Source organism: Pseudogemmobacter hezensis, from assembly GCF_013155295.1.
GTDB lineage: Bacteria > Pseudomonadota > Alphaproteobacteria > Rhodobacterales > Rhodobacteraceae > Pseudogemmobacter > Pseudogemmobacter hezensis.
This window is the reverse complement of the sequence record NZ_JABJXT010000007.1, coordinates 123,616-144,400: the sequence shown is the minus strand read 5'-3', so window position 1 is coordinate 144,400 and position 20,785 is coordinate 123,616. Positions and strand designations below refer to the sequence as shown.

Genomic DNA, 20,785 nt, shown 5'->3' with positions numbered 1-20,785 from the left:
GCTGCATGGCAGGGCGCAGCAGAGCCAGACCGGGGATGCGCGTCTGGACAAGGCGGATGCGAGAGGGTATCCAATTCCGAACTCAGCCAGTCCTGAAGCGGATTCATTTTCACGGCACCTAAGCCTTGCCTGACCCATTCACTCTGCGGATCACTCATGCGCGTCAGCATCGTCATCAGAACCCTGAATGAAGCCCGCCATCTGGGTGATCTGCTGCAGATGATCGGCCGGCAAGAGACGCCCGGGCTGGATGTCGAGACCGTGCTGATCGATTCCGGCTCGACCGATGGCACGGTCGAGATCGCCCGCGCCCATGGCGCCCGCGTCACCACGATCACCAAAGCAGAATTCTCGTTCGGCCGCTCGCTGAACCGGGGCTGCGCCTTTGCGACCGGCGATATTCTGGTGCTGATCTCTGGCCATTGCGTGCCGGTTGACAACACCTGGCTGCAGGCCCTGTGCCAGCCCCTGATCGATGGTCGCGCCTCTTACACCTATGGCCGCCAGACCGGCGACGATGACAGCAATTTCAGCGAACGGCGAATTTTCGCCAAATATTTCCCCGAAACCTCGAAAATTCCACAAGACGGCTTCTTTTGTAACAATGCCAATTCTGCCCTGCTGCGCAGCGTCTGGGAGAGCCACCCTTTCGATGAGGATCTGACCGGCCTCGAAGATATCGAACTGGCAAAGCGTCTGGTCGCGCTGGAGCACCGCATCGGCTATGTCTCTGAAGCGGTGGTCTTTCACCACCATCAGGAAAGCTGGGCCCAGGTGCGCCGCCGCTTTGAGCGCGAGGCGATTGCGCTGCGCTCGATCATGCCAGAGGTGCATCTGTCGCGCCTGGACGTGCTGCGTTTTTTTATCGCCAGCACCTGGGGCGACTGGCGTTCGGCCAGCCGCAATGGCATCGCCTCGACCTCTCGCATGGCGATGATGCGCTATCGCTGGAACCAGTATATCGGCTCCTGGAAGGGCAATCACGATCACCGGCTGCTCTCGCGTCAGGCGAAAGAGCGGTTTTTTTATCCCGAAGTTTCTAAAAAGGCAGACCAGGATGAGTGGCTCAAACCGCTGCGTCGCACTTCTCCCGATGAAGGCCAACAGCCAAAGGGTTAAGGGCAAGAATTTCCGTAAACTGCACGGAAAGCCATTGTTCTCATGGATCCTCGACAGCCTGCTGGTCATCCCCGAGATCGATGAGGTGGTCATCAACACCGACGCGCGGGGCATCCTGGCCGAGAATGGCCTTGTCGAAAGCGACCGCGTGCGCATCCGCGACCGCAAGCCAGAGCTTTGCGGCGATACGGTCTCGATGAACCTGATCCTGGCCGATGATATCGCAGCCGTGCCGGCCGCGACCTATCTGATGACTCATACCACCAATCCGATGCTGTCTTCCGAGACCATCTATGCCGCGCTTTCGGCCTATAAGGCCGGGGCTGCTGCGGGCACGGCGGATTCCCTTTTCACCGTCAACAAGATCCAGACCCGCTTTTATCGCGGCGATGGCAGCGCGGTGAACCATGACCCGGACAACCTGATCCAGACCCAGGATCTGGAACCCTGGTATGAGGAAAACTCGAACCTCTATATCTTCTCGCAGGCCAGTTTTGCCGCCTCGAATGCGCGGATCGGCAAGAAACCGATCCTGCATGTCATGGACAAGATGGAAGCGGTTGATATCGACACCCCGGAAGACTGGCTGATGGCCGAGGCGCTGGCCTCGCTGGCTGATGCGAGAGACAAAGCCCCGGGCTGACAGTGCAAACTGCCCGCCCTCAGGCACACCCAAAGTAAGAACAGCTGCGTAAAGAATGCCCGCGCATAAGGATGATACAATGAAGAATGTTCTCGTTACCTGCCCGCCGATGCTGGGCCAGATCGACCTGTTCATGGATTATGCAGCCGAGCGCGGGCTGAAACTGCACCCGGCAAAGGTGACCCAGATCCTGAGCGAGGAAGAGCTGAAGGCGCTGCTTCCCGATTACGACGGCTGGATCATCGGCGACGATCCCGCCACCCGCGACGTGTTTGAGACCGCGCAAAAGGGCAAGCTGCGGGCGGCGGTGAAATGGGGCATCGGCGTCGACAATGTCGATTTCGCCGCCTGCAAGGATCTGGGCATTCCGATCATCAACACGCCGCAGATGTTTGGCACCGAGGTCGCCGATGTTGCGGTGGCCTTTGTGATTGGCCTTGCGCGTCAGCTGTTCCTGATCGACCGCGGCGTGCGTGAGGGCAAATGGCTCAAGCCCGCCGGGATCAGCCTTTCGGGCCGCCGCGCCGGCGTGATCGGCCTGGGCGACATCGGCCGCAATGCGGTGACGCGGCTGCAGGCGCTTGGCCTGAATGTGACCGCCTATGACCCGGGCGTCGCGGGCGATGCGGGCATCCCCGGCCTTGCGCGTGCCACCTGGCCGGAAGGCGTCGAGGAACTCGATTTCCTGGTCTTTACCTGCTCGCTGAACCAGCACAATTTCCACATGCTGAACGCCGAGGTGCTGGCCCGCTGCAAGCCTGGCGTCCGTGTGGTGAACGTCGCCCGTGGCCCGCTGATCGACGAGGCGGCGCTGATCGCCGCGCTGCAATCGGGTCATGTCCATTCGGCGGCGCTGGACGTCTTCGAGGTCGAGCCCCTGCCCGCCGACAGCCCGCTGCGCGGCATGGAGCGCGCCATCCTTGGCACCCATAACGGCTCTAACACCATCGACGGCGTGATCCGCGCCAGCCATACGGCGATCAACCACCTCTCGGGCTTCCTCGGGGCCAAAGCCTGATGCGGGTGCTGCTGACCGGGGGGGCCGGTTACATTGGCAGCCATACGCTGGTTGAACTGCTTGCTCTTGGCCATCAGGTCTGTGTGGTCGACAATTACGCCAATAGCGCACCCGAGGCTTTGACCCGGGTGCGCCAGATCTCGAACCGCGATTTCCGCGTTGAAGAGGGCGATATCCGCGACCGTGACCGGCTGACGGCGATTTTCACCGATTTCCGCCCCGAGGCCGTGATCCATTTCGCCGGGCTGAAAGCGGTGGGCGAAGGCGAGGAAAAGCCGGTCGCCTATTACGACACCAATGTCACCGGAACCCTGGTCTTGCTGGAGGCGATGCGGGCATCGGGCTGCGGCAAGATCATCTTCTCTTCATCCGCCACCGTCTATGGCAATCCCCTCTACCTGCCCTATGACGAGGCGCATCCCTGCAGCCCGACCAATGTCTATGGCCGCACGAAATATATGGCCGAGCAGGTGCTGGCCGATTGGGTCCGCGCCAACCCCGGCACAGGCGCGGTGCTTTTGCGCTATTTCAACCCGGTGGGCGCCCATGTCAGCGGCCGCATAGGCGAGGATCCGCAGGGGATCCCGAACAACCTCTTGCCCTTTATCGCCCAGGTCGCGGTGGGCCGTCGTGCGAAACTGGCGATCTTCGGCGATGATTACGACACCCGCGACGGCACGGGCCTGCGCGACTATATCCATGTCGCCGATCTCGCCCGCGCCCATGCCCTGGCGCTGGATTACGCCGCCGATCATACGGGCACCGAGGTGTTCAATATCGGCACGGGAACCGGCACCACTGTCAAAGAGATGCTGGCGGCCTTTGAACGCGCCTGCGGCCATGCGCTGGCCTATGAGGTGGTGGCCCGCCGCCCCGGTGATATCGCCGCCTGCTATGCCCAGCCCGAAAAGGCCGAGCGCCTGCTGGGCTGGAGCGCGACCCGCGACCTGGATGATATGTGCGCCAGCGCCTGGAAATGGCAGTCTGAAAACCCACAGGGCTATAGGAGCGAGGAATGACCAACCTCACCCCGCCCCGCAAAAAGATCCTGATTTTCACCGACAGCCGGGGCCAACATAAGCCGCGCGGCTGCGATCATGATGTCTTTGCCGAACGGATGGCAAAGGATCCCCGGCTAGAGGTCACCAGCTATCTCTGTCCGATGAAATGGACGACGTCGCTGGATTTTCTGATGTCCTTCACCGAGGCAGAGCTGGCCTCATATGACCATGTCATTCTCTATACAGGCATCGTCGAATGGGCGCCGCGCAAACTGTCAAATGCCGTTGACGATCTTTATGATCGCAAACAGTCAGAGAACACAGAGAATATTGGTCTGAACACCCGCGATTACTCGCGCAAGGTGATCAACTCCAAACGGGCCATTTTTGACCGTATTTTCGGTGCGGATGTCCTGCAGGAATACTACTCCCGCCCATTTGAAACCGAATATGAGGGCGAGCGGACAATCAATATGTATCCGCTTGCATCAGCCGAAACGCTTGTCAAAAAGCTGGCGGCCATTCCCAATCTTATTTTCATCAACGCCAACCGGATTGTCGATGGCTGGCGCGGGGATTATCACCGGGATCGCCCGGAAAATATGTCAATCCTGCACGATTATTCCAGCCTTTTCGCCACCCGGTTCCCTGCTGACAGACTTGTCAACCTCCTGACCTGGAATGACGAAGACGTTAAACGATTTACCTGTGACAACCTGCACCTGACCGAGGCAGGAAGCGACTGGATTTATGACAGGATCATGGAGTTGGTCAAACTACAACCAAAAGTGAAAGATACCAGTTCAATGATTACCTGGCCTCAGACATCCTTTGGTCCGTTCAAGCGTATTGAACGCATGAATTCGGAAAAAACAGAAACCCTGACAAAGCGTGTGGGGCGTGAAAATCGCTCGCTTGCAACTTTGATTATCGGCCTGCGCATCGCGGATGATGCGCCCGAAAGAATTGATAATCTGCGGTTTCTGCTGCAATGGATTGACCACTATTATGGCAATATGTTTGATGTTCTGCTGGTTGAGCAGGATTCCAAGCCTCGCCTGAATATGAAAGACCTGAACGCAAAAGATTACGTTCGGTATGAATTTATTTTCAACGATAAAGATTACAATCGGGGCTGGGGATACAACGTCGCGGTTCGGCACTTCTGCGCTGATGCTGAGGTTGTCGCGCTGATGGATACCGATGTCCTGACCGGATCCGGCTTCCTTTCTGCGATTATGGGCTGTTACGGAAAGTATGATGTCTGCTCGCCCTATGCGACAGTCTATTATTCGACCGCCGAAGAGGTTGCGCAAATCCGCAGCAAGATGACGCTGGATGGCCTGACCAATGAAGCGAATATCAAAAACCCGGTGACCATTGCCGGTGGGATCGTTATTTTCAGGAAATCGACCTATCTCGCCCTTAAAGGGTTTGAGCAATATATCGGCTATTCCTGCGAGGATCGCGCGCTCGATGTGACGATCCTGAACCATGTTGACCCGTCCCGGGTTCTGATCCAGCCAGAGGCCTATGTCCACCTTTATCACCCGACGGACAGCAGCGCCCGCGGCAACTTCAAGGATGTTTATGCTCATCTTCAGAAAAACTACTGCTGCCGGTATCACAAAGAAATCAAACCCTTCGAGTTCATCCACCGTATGTGTGAGCATGCAACTCCCGAAAAAACGGCGGCTTTGATGGCAGACCGCGCCCGTGATTTTGGCGACCTGGATCTTTATCGTTCCGGGGCGAAGCTTACCGTCAATGGCCAGCGCGAACGCACTGCCGCATTCCAGAAGATAGGCGAAGGCCGCGGGGATCTGATTTTCCCGCCTGACTTCAGAGGTCTTTCTGATTACGCTGCCCGCGAGGTATATGCAGGAACCCAACCCCCTGACAGCGATCGGCTTGCCGGTTTTTACAACCGCTATCAGGGCGAGCGTTGTTTTATTATTGGGAATGGCCCCTCGCTGAACCGCCACGACCTTTCCCTGCTTGAGGGAGAGTTTTCGTTCGGGGTCAATTCTTTCTACTATAAAACCCGTGAAACCGGCTTCATGCCGACATTTTATGTCGTTGAAGACAGTTCGGTGATGAAGGAGAACGTCGAAGAAATTAAGGCCTTTGATGCGCCCTTTAAATTTTTCCCGACCATCTATCGCCGCTTCATCCCCCCCGCACCGAATACCTATTTCTTTGAGATGAACCGCAGCTTTTATGAGAAAAGCTCGCCCAATTATGTTGTGCCGCGGTTTTCAACGGATGCGAGCAAGGTTCTGTATTGCGGTCAGTCGGTGACCTATATCAACCTTCAGCTCGCATTCTTCATGGGCTTCACCGAGGTTCACCTGATCGGGATGGACTTCGACTATATCATCCCAGACAGCCACAAACGCACTGGCGATGTGTTGCTGTCAGACACCGATGACCCAAATCACTTCCACAAGGATTATTTCGGCAAGGGCAAAACCTGGAAAGACCCCAAGCTGGATCGCGTTGCTCTGAATTATCGCCAGGCCAAGCTTTCCTTTGAGGCGGTGGGCCGTAGGATCTATAATACAACCGTTGGCGGCCAGCTCGAAGTTTTTGACCGTGTCGATTATGAGGCATTGCTGCGTGATCCTCTGACCGGGAAAAAGCGGGCCGAAAGGATTGCTCCTCCTGTTACCTCGACCGCACAGGGCGGCGATGGGACGCGGGCGGCCCAGCCGAATATCGGCGCATCCATTGCGCCGTCTCAGCATGCGGCTGCCATTTCTCAGGATCTGGGGGGCAGTACGCTGCTGCGTGAGGCGGCAACCGCAATCCTGCTTGATCCGGCGGCAGGTTTGAACAGGCTGTCAGACAGCAGTTTTTCCGCAAGGATCGAGGCCGCTCTGGCCAGGCTTGCAGCGGATGATCCGGTTGCGGTCCATTTCCATCAGGTGCGCGAATTCGCACGCGGGAAAATCGCCTGACCAAATTCACCTCAGGGCGCCCCGGCGGCGCCCTGACCAGGCTTAAACGCGCCTGATACGTGAAATTATTAACGCCATATTCTGTGAATTGACTGAGCGAAGATTTCTCGGGCATTCAGACTATCTTAGCCCTGGTCTGGCAATTCAGGGGCGAATATGCTTATTGAAACGATGTCGGCCCAACCTTGAGAAATATTATGATGCCCCAACAAGCTGAAAGCACCACGGCAACGCCTTCGCGCGCAACTCTCGTGCTTTGCCTGACTGATCCGGACCGCATCACTGCCGAGCCTATTGCCAAAGCACTTTCGGCAGCTTTCCCCAATTTCAGGGTTCATTCGGGCGCAAATCTGGCACAAGCCGCTGCCAGCGGGGCCGTGGTGGCGGCTGTTTTGCATCCTGTCAGGGCCCTGGCGCTGCGTCTGTCTGAGGGCGCGGCCCCGGATGATGCCATCGCCGACTGGAGTGCGGCGGCCAGCGAATTGCTGGGCCTCTGGCGCCGCAATCGGCGTAATATCACGCTGGTCGACCCTGAGGCGATTCTGAGCGGGGCCCATGATGATCTGGCCCTGTTGGCCGCACGTGCGGCAGCGGGGGCAAGCGTTGTCAGCAACCGTGCAGCGCCTTTTGCGGGCACCATGCCAGAGGCTGACGCCGTCGATCTGCTTTGCGCAGCGGCCCTGTTGGATCTTGACCCCGACGCGCGGCGCCTCGCGGATGAGCAGATGTCTGCCACCATCGGCTCTGCACAAATCCTGCCCGACGCGGCAACGATCAATCAGGCCTGGCAGGACTGGAAACTCGCCAGGCTCAGCGCAGGATTGCCCCCGCCCGAGGATGACCAGGGGCTGCTGCGCGAAAATCTCAGGCTCTGCGCCTCTGAAATTGAGACACTTGCAGCGCAGAACCTGCAGTTGCGCAGCAGAAAGGCCAGCCAATCTGCTGCTCTTGATACTGAGCGTAATCTTCTGCGCGAGAATATCCGCCTGATGATGAACGAGCTGGCAGAAACCAGCGGCCGCGCCCAGGGGCAAAATAGTCTGACGCAGGATTTGCGTAAGCGCAGCAGTGAAGCCGAGCGCGGGCTTGCAGAGGCGCGGCAGAAGATTGCGCGGCTGGATGCCGAATTCCTGCGCGTGAAGAAAGAACGCGACGATGCTCGCCGTGATGCCGAGAAACATAAGGCCCAGATCAAGAGAATTATTTCCACAACCTCCTGGAAAATCACCTCTCCCTTGCGGGCAACGAAGGGCCTGTTCCGAAAGAAGAAATAGGCCTGCAGCCTGCGTCCCTCCATTCGGCGTTTGTCCTGTGACCAATGCGTCAATGGCGGAGACGCTCAGACCTCGCATCTTGCCCATTGGCGAAAGCCAGGGGCAGCCGGCTGGCCTGGCCGCTGATCAGAATCGCATCGTTGTATTGAGGCAAAGCCTTTCTCCGCAGCTGCGATTTTGCGCAGATCGTCTGTGACCTCGCCCCGGGGGAGGCTTTGCGCCCTTTGAGGCCTGTCGGCTCAACTGGAGCCACAAGGTTGCCGTGATCGATGAGGCAACGATCACCATCAAACTGGCCCATGTTCGCCTCTGTCATAGCCGGCTGTTCTTTGTGCGGGCCTGCCTGCCATTCGCGCGGTCCGGCGGCCAGTTGGGTCGTCGGGAAAACAGTCTGCCGAGCTGTTTTCTGATCCCCCCCAATTTGGTCTGCAAAATCTGCGAGCAGATCTCAGTCATCGTTACCGCCACCCTGGCATTCGACGAAGGGTCATGCTGAACCGGCTCAGAACTGGCAGGGAACTGCCTAAAATGCAGTGAAAGCGCTCTCGCCTGCCAGTCAGCTATAGCCGATCTATGCGCTGTCAAAAAAGAATACGCCCGCCGGGGATCTCCCCGGCGGGCGTATTCTTTTGTCAGGGCCCGACAGTATTCTGACGGGCCCGTCTTTCAGAGAGATCAGTCGCGGCTCTCGAAATCACCCGAAAGATTCGCGGCGAAATCCGGGGCGGCCTCGGTCGCAGTCGTAACCGGTGCTGCCAGAGCGACGGCCTCTTCGGCCTCGCTGCGGCGTGCCTCGATCACGGTCGAGTCGCGCTCGGTTGCGATCGACTTCACGCGGCGGGTGGCCCCGCCCGTCCCTGCCGGGATCAGACGACCGACGATGACGTTCTCTTTCAGGCCCTGCAGCTTGTCGCGCTTGCCCTGAACAGAGGCCTCGGTAAGGACGCGGGTGGTCTCCTGGAAGGAGGCCGCCGAGATGAAGCTGCGGGTCTGCAGCGACGCCTTGGTGATCCCAAGCAGAACCGGCTCGGCTTTCGCCTCGCGCAGACCACGGCCACGGGCTTTGAGGTTTTCTTCCTCCAGCTCCTGGCGCTCGACCTGCTCGCCCTTCAGCAGCGTGGTATCGCCCGAATCCAGCACTTCGAGTTTTTGCAGCATTTGCCGCACGATAACCTCGATGTGCTTGTCGTTGATCTTCACACCCTGCAGACGATAGACGTCCTGGACCTCATCGATCATGTAGTTCGCCAGCGCTTCGACACCCATGATGCGCAGGATGTCATGCGGCGCGGGGTTCCCGTCCATGATGTAGTCGCCCTTCTGGACGAAGTCGCCTTCCTGCACAGGAATATGTTTGCCCTTCGGCACCATATATTCCATCGCCGTCAGCGTTTCATCCACCGGCTCGACCGTGATGCGGCGCTTGTTCTTGTAGTCCTTGCCAAAGCGCACATAACCATCGGCCTCTGCGATGATCGCGTTGTCTTTCGGACGACGCGCCTCGAAGAGTTCCGCCACGCGGGGAAGACCCCCGGTGATGTCCTTGGTCTTGGTGCCTTCGCGCGGAATACGTGCCACGATATCGCCCGGGCGCAGTTCCTGCCCGTCTTCAATCGAGAGAACCGCATCCACCGACATCGCATATTGGATCGGGTTGCCAGAGTCGCCACGCACCGGCTCGCCCGTTTCCGGGTTCACCACCAGGATCTCAGGCTTGAGATCCGAGCCGCGCGGGGCCGCACGCCAGTCAGCCACGATCTTCTGCGTCATGCCGGTTGCTTCGTCGGTGTCCTCGCGGACCGAGATGCCGTTGATCAGATCCTTGAACCGTGCAGTACCGGCCTTTTCAGCCACGATCAGCAGGTTGAAGGGGTCCCATTCGAACAGCTTGGTGCCGCGCTTGACCTCTTCGCCATCCTTGACGTGCAGTTTCGCGCCATAGGTCAGCTTGTGGGTCGCCCGCTCGTCGCCATTGGCGTCGATGATCGCAATCGACATGTTCCGGCCGATCACCACCTGCTCGCCTGCGACGTTCAGAAGGATGTTCGCGTTGCGGAACTCGATCTTGCCTTCTTGCGAAGCCTCGAGGAACGACTGCTGACCACCCTGGGCCACGCCGCCGATGTGGAAGGTCCGCATCGTCAGCTGGGTACCAGGTTCACCGATGGACTGGGCGGCGATGATGCCGACCGCTTCACCGATATTCACCTGAGTACCGCGGGCAAGGTCACGACCATAGCACTGGGCGCAGACGCCTTCCTCGGCCTCACAGGTCAGCGGGCTGCGGATACGGGCGACAGGCACATTGTGCTTGCCGATCAGATCCGCCTTGCGCTCGTCGATCAGCTCACCCTTGGCCACCAGCACCTCATCGGTGCCCGGGATCAGGATGTCCTCTGCCACGACACGGCCCAGCACCCGTTCCGACAGCGGAGCGGTTTCCTGGCCTTCTTTGACAGCGCTGGACGCGGTGATCGAGTTCTCGGTGCCACAATCATGCACGCGAACGATGCAATCCTGCGCCACGTCGACCAGACGGCGGGTCAGGTAACCCGAGTTCGCCGTCTTCAGCGCGGTATCCGACAGACCCTTACGGGCGCCGTGGGTCGAGTTGAAGTATTCAAGAACGGTCAGACCTTCCTTGAAGTTCGAGATGATCGGCGTCTCGATGATCTCGCCGTTCGGCTTGGCCATAAGGCCGCGCATACCGCCCAGCTGCTTCATCTGCGTGACCGAACCCCGGGCACCCGAGTGGGCCATCATATAGACCGAGTTCGGCTCTTTCTCAGCGCCGTTGTCGTCATATTTGACCGCCGAGATCGTGGACATCATGCCCTCGGTGACCTTGTCGTTACACTTCGACCAGGCATCGACGACCTTGTTGTACTTCTCGCCCTGAGTGATCAGACCGTCGAGATATTGCTGTTCGAAATCAGCAACCTGGGCCTTCGTCGCATTGACGATGTCCCATTTGTTGTCGGCGATGACCATGTCGTCCTTGCCGAAGGAGATCCCGGCACGGAAAGCCTCACGGAAGCCCAGACCCATGATCTGGTCGCAGAAAATGACCGACTCTTTCTGGCCGCAGTAGCGGTAGACGGTGTCGATGACGGTCTGCACGTCTTTCTTACGCAGAAGACGGTTCACCAGTTCAAACGGAGCCTTGGCGTTTTGCGGCAGGATATTGCCCAGACGCAGACGGCCGGGGGTCGTCTCGTAACGCTTCCAGACGATATTGCCTTCCTCATCGACCTGCTTCAGGCGGGCGGTGATTTTGGCATGCAGATGCAGCTCGCCGGCGGCAAGAGCGTGTTCGACTTCGTCGATGTCGCGGAAGATCCCGCCCTCGCCCTTCATGCCTTCGCGCTGCATGGTCACGTAGTAGATGCCCAGAACCATGTCCTGCGACGGAACAATGATCGGCGCGCCGTTGGCGGGCGACAGAACGTTGTTCGTCGACATCATCAGAACGCGGGCCTCAAGCTGGGCTTCCAGCGAGAGGGGAACGTGAACAGCCATCTGGTCGCCGTCAAAGTCGGCATTGAAGGCCGAGCAAACCAGCGGGTGCAGCTGGATCGCCTTGCCTTCGATCAGCGTCGGCTCGAACGCCTGGATGCCCAGACGGTGCAGCGTCGGCGCGCGGTTCAGAAGAACCGGATGCTCGCGGATAACCTCATCGAGGATATCCCAAACCTCCGGACGCTCTTTCTCAACCAGCTTCTTCGCCTGTTTCACGGTGCTGGAAAGGCCCTTGGCCTCCAGACGCGAATAGATGAAGGGCTTGAACAGCTCGAGCGCCATCTTCTTCGGCAGACCGCACTGGTGCAGCTTCAGCTCTGGCCCGGTCACGATGACCGAACGACCCGAGAAGTCGACGCGCTTACCGAGCAAGTTCTGACGGAAGCGACCCTGCTTGCCTTTCAGCATATCCGACAGCGATTTCAGCGGGCGCTTGTTGGTCCCGGTGATCACGCGGCCACGACGGCCGTTGTCGAACAGAGCGTCGACGGCTTCCTGCAGCATCCGCTTCTCGTTGCGGACGATGATGTCGGGCGCACGCAGCTCGATCAGACGCTTCAGACGGTTGTTCCGGTTGATGACGCGACGATAGAGATCGTTCAGATCCGAGGTCGCGAAACGGCCACCATCGAGGGGCACGAGCGGACGCAGTTCCGGCGGGATCACCGGAAGCACGGTCAGGATCATCCACTCCGGGCGGTTGCCGGATTCGTAGAAGCTCTCGACGATCTTCAGACGCTTGATGATCTTCTTCGGCTTCAGCTCGCCAGTGGCTTCTTTCAGCTCTTCGCGCAGCTGTTCAGCCAGCTGGCCAAGGTCAATCGCCGCCAGCATTTCGCGGATCGCTTCAGCACCGATATTCGCGGTGAAAGCATCAGCACCATATTGGTCCTGCGCGTCAAGGAACTCTTCCTCGGTCATCAGCTGACCATAGGTCAGATCGGTCAGACCCGGCTCGATCACGACGTAGTTTTCGAAATAGAGGATGCGTTCCAGATCCCGCAGCGTCATATCCAGCATGAGGCCGATCCGGGACGGAAGCGACTTCAGGAACCAGATATGCGCGACGGGTGCGGCCAGTTCGATATGGCCCATGCGCTCACGGCGGACTTTTTGCAGCGTGACTTCAACGCCGCATTTCTCGCAGACGACGCCGCGATACTTCATCCGCTTATATTTGCCGCAAAGGCATTCATAGTCTTTGATCGGCCCGAAAATCCGGGCGCAGAACAGACCGTCGCGCTCGGGTTTAAAGGTCCGGTAGTTGATGGTTTCCGGCTTTTTGATCTCGCCGTAGGACCACGAGAGAATACGCTCCGGCGACGCCAGCGAGACTTTGATCTCGTCGAAGGTCTTGACCGGCGCGACCGGGTTGAACGGATTGTTCGTCAGTTCCTGGTTCATTTGATCTTCCCAATCAGGAGGTTGCGGTCAGAAGAGGGCGCCGGTTCCTTTGAAGGAACCGGCCCGGAATTTTCAAAAATTCCGGTCACTCCTCTTCCGCATCCAGGAGTTCCATGTTCAGGCCGAGGCCGCGGACTTCTTTCACGAGAACGTTGAAGCTCTCAGGCACACCGGCCTCGAAGTTGTCCTCGCCCTTGACGATCGATTCATAGACCTTGGTCCGGCCTGCAACGTCATCCGACTTCACCGTCAGCATCTCTTGCAGGGTATAGGCGGCTCCGTAGGCTTCCAGAGCCCAGACCTCCATCTCCCCGAGACGCTGACCACCGAATTGCGCCTTACCACCCAGCGGCTGCTGCGTGACAAGCGAATACGGACCGGTCGAACGCGCGTGCAGCTTGTCATCGACCAGGTGGTGCAGCTTGAGCATGTATTTCACGCCCACGGTGACCTTGCGCTGGAACTTCTCGCCCGAACGACCGTCAAAGACGTCCGACTGGCCCGAAGTGTCGAAACCGGCACGGCGCAGAGCGTCGTTCACATCCGATTCCTTGGCACCGTCGAAGACCGGGGTCGCAATCGGCACGCCACGGGTGACCGTGCCGGCGCTTTCGATCAGGGCTTCGTCCGAGGCCTCACCAAAGGCTTCGTCATAGGTCTCATCGCCGTAAGCGAAACGCATGGCTTCCTTGACCGGGGTCATGTCGCCATTGCGCTTATAGTCCTGCAGCGCCTCGTCGATCCGGATACCCAGACCGCGTGCGGCCCAGCCCATATGGGTTTCCAGAATCTGCCCGACGTTCATCCGCGACGGCACGCCCAGCGGGTTCAGAACGAGGTCAACATGGGTGCCGTCTGCCAGGAAGGGCATGTCCTCAATCGGCACGACCTTGGAGATAACACCCTTGTTGCCGTGACGACCGGCCATCTTATCGCCCGGTTGCAGCTTGCGCTTCACCGCCACGAATACCTTGACCATTTTCATCACGCCCGGAGGCAGATCGTCACCGCGACGGACCTTCTCAACCTTATCCTCGAAACGTGCGGTCAGAGCGCGTTTCTGGGATTCATACTGGTCGTGAAGCGCCTCGATCTCTTTCGCCTGGGCCTCTTCAGCGACAGCAAGCTGCCACCACTGGCCACGGCTGAGCGTACCGAGCAGTTCTTCGTCGATGGTCGAACCGGCGCGGACGCCTTTCGGGCCTTTGACAGCTTCGCGGCCGATGATCAGTGCCTTGAGACGCGAGTAGATGTTGCGCTCCAGGATGGTCATTTCGTCGTCGCGGTCGCGGGCGAGGCGTTCGACTTCCTCACGCTCGATCTGCAGCGCACGTTCGTCCTTGTCGACGCCGTGACGGTTGAATACCCGCACTTCGACGATGGTGCCGTAAGCACCCGGCGGCAGACGCAGCGAGGTGTCGCGGACGTCAGACGCTTTTTCACCGAAGATGGCGCGCAGAAGTTTCTCTTCCGGCGTCATCGGGCTTTCGCCCTTCGGGGTGATCTTACCGACCAGGATGTCGCCCGGCTGCACTTCGGCACCGATATAGACGATGCCCGCCTCGTCGAGGTTGCGCAGAGCTTCCTCGCCGACGTTCGGGATATCGCGGGTGATCTCTTCCGGCCCAAGCTTGGTATCGCGGGCGGCGACTTCATATTCCTCGATATGGATCGAGGTGAAGACGTCATCCTTGAGGATCCGCTCGGAAATCAGGATCGAGTCCTCATAGTTATACCCGTTCCAGGGCATGAAGGCCACGATCACGTTCCGCCCCAAAGCCAGTTCACCCATATCGGTGCAGGGGCCGTCAGCGACCACTTCACCCCGGATGACCGTATCGCCCACCTTCACCAGCGGACGCTGGTTGATACAGGACGACTGGTTGGAACGCTTGAACTTGCGCAGACGGTAGATGTCGACGCCCGGCTCGCCCGGCTCCAGCAGTTCGGTCGCGCGGATAACGATACGCTGTGCGTCGACCTGGTCGATCACGCCCGAGCGACGCGCCATGATGGCAGCGCCAGAGTCGCGTGCAACCACAGCCTCGATCCCCGTGCCCACGAAAGGCGCGTCGGATTGCAGCAGCGGAACCGCCTGACGTTGCATGTTCGAGCCCATCAGAGCGCGGTTGGCGTCGTCATTTTCCAGGAACGGGATCAGCGATGCCGCGACCGAGACCAGCTGTTTCGGCGAAACGTCGATCAGATCGACGGCTTCCGGCGGGTTCAGCATGAATTCGCCGCCCTTACGCGACGAAATCAGGTCATCGGTGAAGTGGCCTTCGGCATCCTGCGATGCGTTGGCCTGCGCGACGGTGTGCCGCATCTCTTCGGTTGCCGACATATAGACGACCTCATCGGTCACCTTGTTGTCGATCACCTTGCGATACGGGGTCTCGATGAAACCATATTTGTTCACGCGGGCAAAAGTGGCCAGCGAGTTGATCAGACCGATGTTCTGACCTTCCGGCGTTTCAATCGGGCACATCCGGCCGTAGTGGGTCGGGTGAACGTCGCGCACCTCAAAGCCTGCGCGTTCCCGCGTCAGACCGCCCGGCCCGAGAGCCGAGAGACGACGCTTGTGCGTGACTTCGGACAGCGGGTTCGTCTGGTCCATGAACTGCGACAGCTGCGACGAGCCGAAGAATTCACGCACCGCAGCCGCAGCCGGTTTCGCGTTGATCAGATCCTGCGGCATGATCGTGTCGATCTCGACCGAGGACATGCGCTCTTTGATCGCGCGCTCCATACGCAGCAGGCCGACGCGATACTGATTTTCCATCAGCTCGCCGACCGAGCGCACCCGGCGGTTGCCGAGGTGGTCGATATCGTCGATCTCGCCCTTGCCGTCACGCAGTTCCACCAGTGCTTTGATGCACTTGATGATATCGTCACGGTCCAGCGTCCGCTGGGTGTCGGGCTTGTCGAGGTCGAGACGCATGTTCATCTTCACCCGGCCAACAGCCGAGAGATCATAGCGCTCTTTATCGAAGAACAGCGTGTCGAAGAGGGCCGAAGCAGCCTCAACGGTCGGCGGCTCACCCGGACGCATCACGCGATAGATATCCATCAGCGCGGTGTCACGGCCCCAGTTCTTATCGGCGGCCATGGTGTTGCGCATGTAGGGGCCGACATTGATGTTGTCGATGTCGAGCACCGGGATCTCGGTCACGCCCTGGTCGAGCAGGGTTTTCACCGTGCCGCCTTTGACCTCACCGTCACGGTCCAGTTCCCAGGTCAGCTCATCGCCGGCCTCAGCCCAGATCGCGCCGTTTTCTTCGTCAACGATGTCATTGGCGACAAAGCGGCCCATGATGTGATCGAAGGGAACCAGAAGCTCGGTGACCTGACCTTCGTCGATCCACTTTTTGACCATGCGCGGCGTGGCTTTCTCGCCCGCCTGCAGGATCACTTCGCCGGTTGCCGCATCCACCAGATCCCAGGTCGGGCGGGTGCCGCGCACGCGCTCGGGGAAGAAGCGGGTGACCCAGCCTTTGTTCTTCAGATATTTGAAGGTGACGGTGTTGTAATAGGCCTGCATGATCTGGTCCTGATCGAGGCCCAGAGCATAAAGCAGCGTCGTCACCGGCAGCTTCCGGCGGCGGTCGATCCGCGCGAAAACGATGTCCTTGGCGTCGAACTCAAAGTCCAGCCAGGAGCCGCGATAGGGAATGATCCGGCAGGCGAACAGCAGTTTGCCCGAGGAATGGGTCTTGCCCTTGTCGTGATCGAAGAACACACCGGGCGAGCGGTGCATCTGCGACACGATCACGCGCTCGGTGCCGTTCACGATGAACGTCCCGTTCGGCGTCATCAGGGGCATGTCGCCCATATAGACGTCTTGTTCTTTGATGTCTTTGACCGACTTATTGCCGGTGGTCTCATCGATATCGAACACGATCAGGCGCAGCGTCACCTTCAGGGGTGCCGCATAGGTCAGATCGCGCTGCATGCATTCATCGACGTCGTATTTCGGCTTTTCCAGCTCGTAACGGACGAATTCGAGAACCGCTGTCTCGTTAAAGTCCTTGATCGGGAATACCGACTGGAACGTGCCCTGGATACCTTCGTCATCCAGCGGCTTCGGCTGATCACCCGAATTCAGGAAAAGATCGTAAGAGCTTTTCTGAACCTCGATAAGGTTCGGCATTTCAAGGACTTCGCGGATCTTGCCGTAGTAACGGCGGACGCGCTTCTGGCCAACATAAGCTTGCGCCATGTTTGTGGTCACCTTTCATCGTTTCGCCGGCGCGCGACCCGTCGGGGCACAGGCACACGCCAACTGGCGAGAGGGGATAATCGGCTCCATACCTGCCACCTGTCCCGTCAGGCGGCTCCCGAACCGTTATCGCACCCGGAGAGGGGATTTCGTAAAATCCCCTTTCAGGACGCGAATGGCAGGAGGCGGATTGCTCCGCCCCCTGCCTGAAAATCAAACCTGCGGGGACGCACCCCGCATGTCAGATTACTTGAGCTCGACTTTAGCGCCAGCAGCTTCAAGCTTCTTCTTGATTTCCTCTGCGTCAGCTTTGGCAGCGCCTTCTTTGACTTTGCCGCCAGCTTCAACGAGGTTTTTCGCTTCAACGAGACCCAGGCCGGTGATGCCGCGGACTTCTTTGATGACGTTGATTTTGTTAGCGCCGGCTTCGACGAGAACGACGTCGAATTCGGTTTTCTCTTCTTCTGCAGCAGCAGCCGGGCCAGCAGCAGCCATGACGACAGCGCCGCCAGCAGCCGGCTCGATGCCGTACTCGTCTTTCAGGATGGTCTTCAGTTCCTGAGCTTGCAGGAGGGTCAGGCCAACGATTTGTTCGGCGAGAGCTTTAAGATCAGCCATTTTTCACATTCCGTTCAGTTAAGATGGGGTCCAACGACGATTGGATCAACCCTACGAAAGACATGAGGTGTAAGCCCCGGCTTATGCCGCGGCCTTGTCCTCGATGGTCGACAGGATGCCAGCGATGTTCGAGGCAGGCGCGCCAATTGCACCAGCGATGTTCGAAGCCGGAGCGCCCAGCACCGACGCGATCTGAGCAAGAAGCTCGTCGCGCGACGGCATGGAAGCCACGGTTTTGACACCGGCCTGGTCCAGAACAGTGCCACCCATAGCACCGCCCAGGATCACGAATTTCTCGTTGTCCTTGGCGTATGCCTCGGAAACCTTTGCCGCAGCAACAGGATCTTCCGAGAAGGTCAGCACAGTCATGCCCGTCAGCAGGTCACCCATCTTTGCGATGGCTTTCCCGTCAAGGGCGATCTTGGCGAGCGTGTTCTTGGCAACGCGAACGGAACCACCGACGGCGCGCATACGCCCACGGAGATCCTGCATCTGTGCAACCGTCATGCCTTCGTAATGGGCAACCACTACGACGCCAGAGCTTTCAAAGATCTGGCCGAGATCCTCGACCAATTTCTCTTTCTGGGCTCTATCCACAGTTTCACTCCAAGTTTGGGGTTTCCCCCGGCTCAAGTCAGCCCTGCCCTTCCGGGCAAAGCATTCGGGTCCATGATGTCGTCCCGAGAGCCAAAATCACCCGAGGCAAGCCTCAGAAAATATCGTCCCGAACTCCATCTCAGGCCGGAAATTAAGGCGTTTGCGCACCACCAGCCATCTCGGACAAAGCGTGCCGAGGCCAAGCGACGAATCACGAAGCCTCAACAGAAGGCCTCTCTACCCCGTCTACTCCCTAATGCCAAGGCTGTACGGCTGGCTTTCTGCCATTTCCGGGGCAAAGGGGGCCCTGCCCCCTCGCGGCTGCGCCGCTCACCCCCGGGATATTTAGGGACAGATGAATGGATCGCGGATTTTCATCTGTCTCCAAATATCCCCGCCGGAGGCTTCCACAGAATGGCATATGCGCGAGCTGTCCCCAACGAAAAACCGCCGCCCCAACAGGGCGGCGGCTTCTTTAGATATATCGCAGCGATCAGGCCGAAGCGGTCGTCGCCAGATCCAGCGAAACGCCCGGGCCCATGGTCGAGGAAAGCGAGACTTTCTTCACGTAGGTGCCTTTGGCGCCAGCCGGTTTGGCTTTGGTCACAGCGTCAACGAAGGCGCGGACGTTTTCAGCCAACTTCTCTTCGGTGAAGGACACCTTGCCGATACCTGCATGGATAACACCGGCTTTTTCGACCTTGAACTGGACTTCGCCGCTCTTGGCGTTGGTCACAGCGGTTGCGACATCCATGGTCACCGTGCCCACTTTCGGGTTCGGCATCAGGTTGCGCGGGCCGAGAACTTTACCCAGACGGCCGACCAGCGGCATCATGTCCGGGGTTGCAATGCAGCGATCGAAATCGAGCATGCCGCCCTGGATTTTCTCCAGCAGGTCTTCTGCACCGACGATCTCTGCGCCTGCAGCCTTGGCCTCATCAGCCTTGGCGCCACGGGCGAAAACTGCGACGCGCACGGTTTTGCCGGTGCCGTTCGGCAGTTGCACAACGCCGCGGACCATCTGGTCTGCGTGACGCGGGTCAACGCCAAGGTTCATCGCGATTTCCAGCGTCTCGTCGAATTTCGCCGAGGCTGCCGATTTGATCAGAGCAACTGCCGCGTCAAGCGCCAGGTTGTCCTTGCCAGCGAAAGCTTCTTGCGCTTTCTTCACACGTTTTGCGAGCTTTGCCATGTCGATCAGCCCTTCACTTCGATGCCGCAGGACCGGGCCGAACCCAGAACGATATTCATAGCCGCTTCGATCGAATTGGCGTTGAGATCCTTCATTTTGGTCTCAGCGATCTTGCGCAGCTGTGCCGTGGTGATCGAGCCTGCCACGGTGCGACCGGGCTTGTCCGAACCTTTGGTGCGGTTGCGCTTGCCAACCGGCTTCAGGCCAGCAGCTTCTTTCACGAGGAAAGCAGCCGGCGGCGTCTTCAGCTCGAGGCTGAACGACTTGTCCTGATAGTAGGTGATGATCGTCGGGATCGGGGTTCCCGGCGGATACTCAGCCGACTTGGCGTTGAATTCTTTGGTGAAAGCCATGATGTTCAGACCGCGCTGACCCAGAGCCGGGCCGACGGGCGGCGACGGGTTCGCCTGTTGCGCTTTCACCTGCAGCTTGAGGCTGCCCATAATTTTCTTGGCCATTTGGCCCTCTCCTCTTTCACGGCGCCGCCCTCATGGAGGCGCGTTTAGCGGTCCGGTCTGTCACCTGAAATCAGGCGCGCGCCTTCCGCATGATGCACTCAGACCTTGATGACCTGAGTGTATTCCAGCTCGACCGGGGTCGCCCGGCCAAAGATCGAAACCGAGACCTTCAGGCGGCTTGCCACCTCATCGACCTCTTCGACCATCCCGTCAAAGCCCTCAAAGGGCCCGTCGGTGACTTTGACTTTCTCGCCGATCTCGAAGCGGATCAGATTGCGCGGCGCAACCTCACCCTGCTCGGCGGTGGTGCTTTGCATGCCAGCCACTTCGGCGTCACGCATCGGCATCGGTTTACCCTGCGGACCAAGGAAGCCCGTCACGCGGTTGATCGACGAAATCAGGTGATAGCCGCGCGAGGTCATTTCCATATGAACCAGCACATAGCCCGGCATGATGCGACGCTCTGAGGTCACCTTCTTGCCGCGACGGATCTCGACCACCTCTTCGGTGGGCACGAGGATATCGTCGATATCTTCCTGCAGGCCAGCTTCTTCCACGGCAGTGCGGATCTGCTCAGCCACTTTCTTCTCGAAATTCGAGAGGACGCTTACAGAATACCAGCGTTTTGCCATGGCTTCGCTTCCACTTTCTGACTGCTCAGGCCGAGGGGTCGGCCCCTTGTTTCCAAAAAGCCGGTTCGTCCGGCCGCCTTTCCCCGCGAATACACAATAAAGCGCATGCGCAGGAACAAAAAACAGCGCAC

Annotated in this window: 14 protein-coding genes; 7 read left to right on the top strand and 7 right to left on the bottom strand. The window is 59.0% G+C overall.

Annotated elements, in window-relative coordinates; genetic code table 11:
- The first annotated feature begins 156 nt into the window (after positions 1-156).
- The 7 genes from HOY34_RS09940 to HOY34_RS09910 all read left to right on the top strand — a co-directional run bounded on the left by HOY34_RS09940 (position 157) and on the right by HOY34_RS09910 (position 8,511).
- Positions 157-1,119 carry a glycosyltransferase family 2 protein gene (locus HOY34_RS09940; RefSeq protein WP_172362304.1) on the top strand — a complete coding sequence of 321 codons (963 nt, stop codon included), beginning with the start codon at positions 157-159 and terminating at the stop codon, positions 1,117-1,119.
- Positions 1,058-1,762: an acylneuraminate cytidylyltransferase family protein gene (locus HOY34_RS09935; RefSeq protein ID WP_253944356.1), complete on the top strand. Its 705-nt coding sequence runs from the start codon at positions 1,058-1,060 to the stop codon at positions 1,760-1,762. The genes HOY34_RS09940 and HOY34_RS09935 overlap by 62 nt, the downstream gene beginning before the upstream one ends.
- A gap of 79 nt (positions 1,763-1,841) precedes the next feature.
- Entirely contained in the window at positions 1,842-2,780 is a 939-nt protein-coding gene (locus HOY34_RS09930) for a phosphoglycerate dehydrogenase (protein ID WP_216654705.1), read from the top strand.
- The gene (gene galE / locus HOY34_RS09925; protein ID WP_172362300.1) at positions 2,780-3,799 is read left to right on the top strand and encodes a UDP-glucose 4-epimerase GalE; all 1,020 of its coding nucleotides are present in this window, start codon (positions 2,780-2,782) and stop codon (positions 3,797-3,799) included. The genes HOY34_RS09930 and galE overlap by 1 nt, the downstream gene beginning before the upstream one ends.
- Positions 3,796-6,741 (top strand): 6-hydroxymethylpterin diphosphokinase MptE-like protein, encoded by a 2,946-nt coding sequence (locus HOY34_RS21820; protein ID WP_216654704.1) that lies wholly within the window; start codon positions 3,796-3,798, stop codon positions 6,739-6,741. Before galE ends, HOY34_RS21820 begins: the two co-directional genes overlap by 4 nt.
- Positions 6,742-6,938: 197 nt before the next feature.
- Positions 6,939-8,015 (top strand): hypothetical protein, encoded by a 1,077-nt coding sequence (locus HOY34_RS09915; protein ID WP_172362298.1) that lies wholly within the window; start codon positions 6,939-6,941, stop codon positions 8,013-8,015.
- Positions 8,016-8,277: 262 nt separating this feature from the next.
- Positions 8,278-8,511: a hypothetical protein gene (locus HOY34_RS09910; protein ID WP_172362296.1), complete on the top strand. Its 234-nt coding sequence runs from the start codon at positions 8,278-8,280 to the stop codon at positions 8,509-8,511.
- A 179-nt stretch (positions 8,512-8,690) separates the two neighbouring features.
- Here HOY34_RS09910 and rpoC read toward each other — a convergent pair whose 3' ends face one another.
- The 7 genes from rpoC to nusG all read right to left on the bottom strand — a co-directional run bounded on the left by rpoC (position 8,691) and on the right by nusG (position 20,654).
- Positions 8,691-12,938: a DNA-directed RNA polymerase subunit beta' gene (gene rpoC, locus HOY34_RS09905; protein ID WP_172362294.1), complete on the bottom strand. Its 4,248-nt coding sequence runs from the start codon at positions 12,936-12,938 to the stop codon at positions 8,691-8,693.
- Positions 12,939-13,023: 85 nt separating this feature from the next.
- Positions 13,024-17,157 carry a DNA-directed RNA polymerase subunit beta gene (gene rpoB, locus HOY34_RS09900; protein WP_172362292.1) on the bottom strand — a complete coding sequence of 1,378 codons (4,134 nt, stop codon included), beginning with the start codon at positions 17,155-17,157 and terminating at the stop codon, positions 13,024-13,026.
- Between the two features lie 246 nt (positions 17,158-17,403).
- Positions 17,404-17,775, bottom strand: a complete 372-nt coding sequence (rplL, locus tag HOY34_RS09895; protein WP_172362290.1) for a 50S ribosomal protein L7/L12 — start codon at positions 17,773-17,775, stop codon at positions 17,404-17,406.
- Positions 17,776-17,856: 81 nt separating this feature from the next.
- Positions 17,857-18,372 carry a 50S ribosomal protein L10 gene (gene rplJ, locus HOY34_RS09890; RefSeq protein WP_172362288.1) on the bottom strand — a complete coding sequence of 172 codons (516 nt, stop codon included), beginning with the start codon at positions 18,370-18,372 and terminating at the stop codon, positions 17,857-17,859.
- 493 nt (positions 18,373-18,865) lie between these two features.
- Positions 18,866-19,564 carry a 50S ribosomal protein L1 gene (gene rplA / locus HOY34_RS09885; RefSeq protein WP_172362286.1) on the bottom strand — a complete coding sequence of 233 codons (699 nt, stop codon included), beginning with the start codon at positions 19,562-19,564 and terminating at the stop codon, positions 18,866-18,868.
- Positions 19,565-19,569: 5 nt separating this feature from the next.
- Entirely contained in the window at positions 19,570-20,022 is a 453-nt protein-coding gene (rplK, locus tag HOY34_RS09880) for a 50S ribosomal protein L11 (RefSeq protein ID WP_172362284.1), read from the bottom strand.
- 98 nt (positions 20,023-20,120) lie between these two features.
- Positions 20,121-20,654 carry a transcription termination/antitermination protein NusG gene (gene nusG, locus HOY34_RS09875; RefSeq protein ID WP_172362282.1) on the bottom strand — a complete coding sequence of 178 codons (534 nt, stop codon included), beginning with the start codon at positions 20,652-20,654 and terminating at the stop codon, positions 20,121-20,123.
- Between the last annotated feature and the right edge of the window lie 131 nt (positions 20,655-20,785).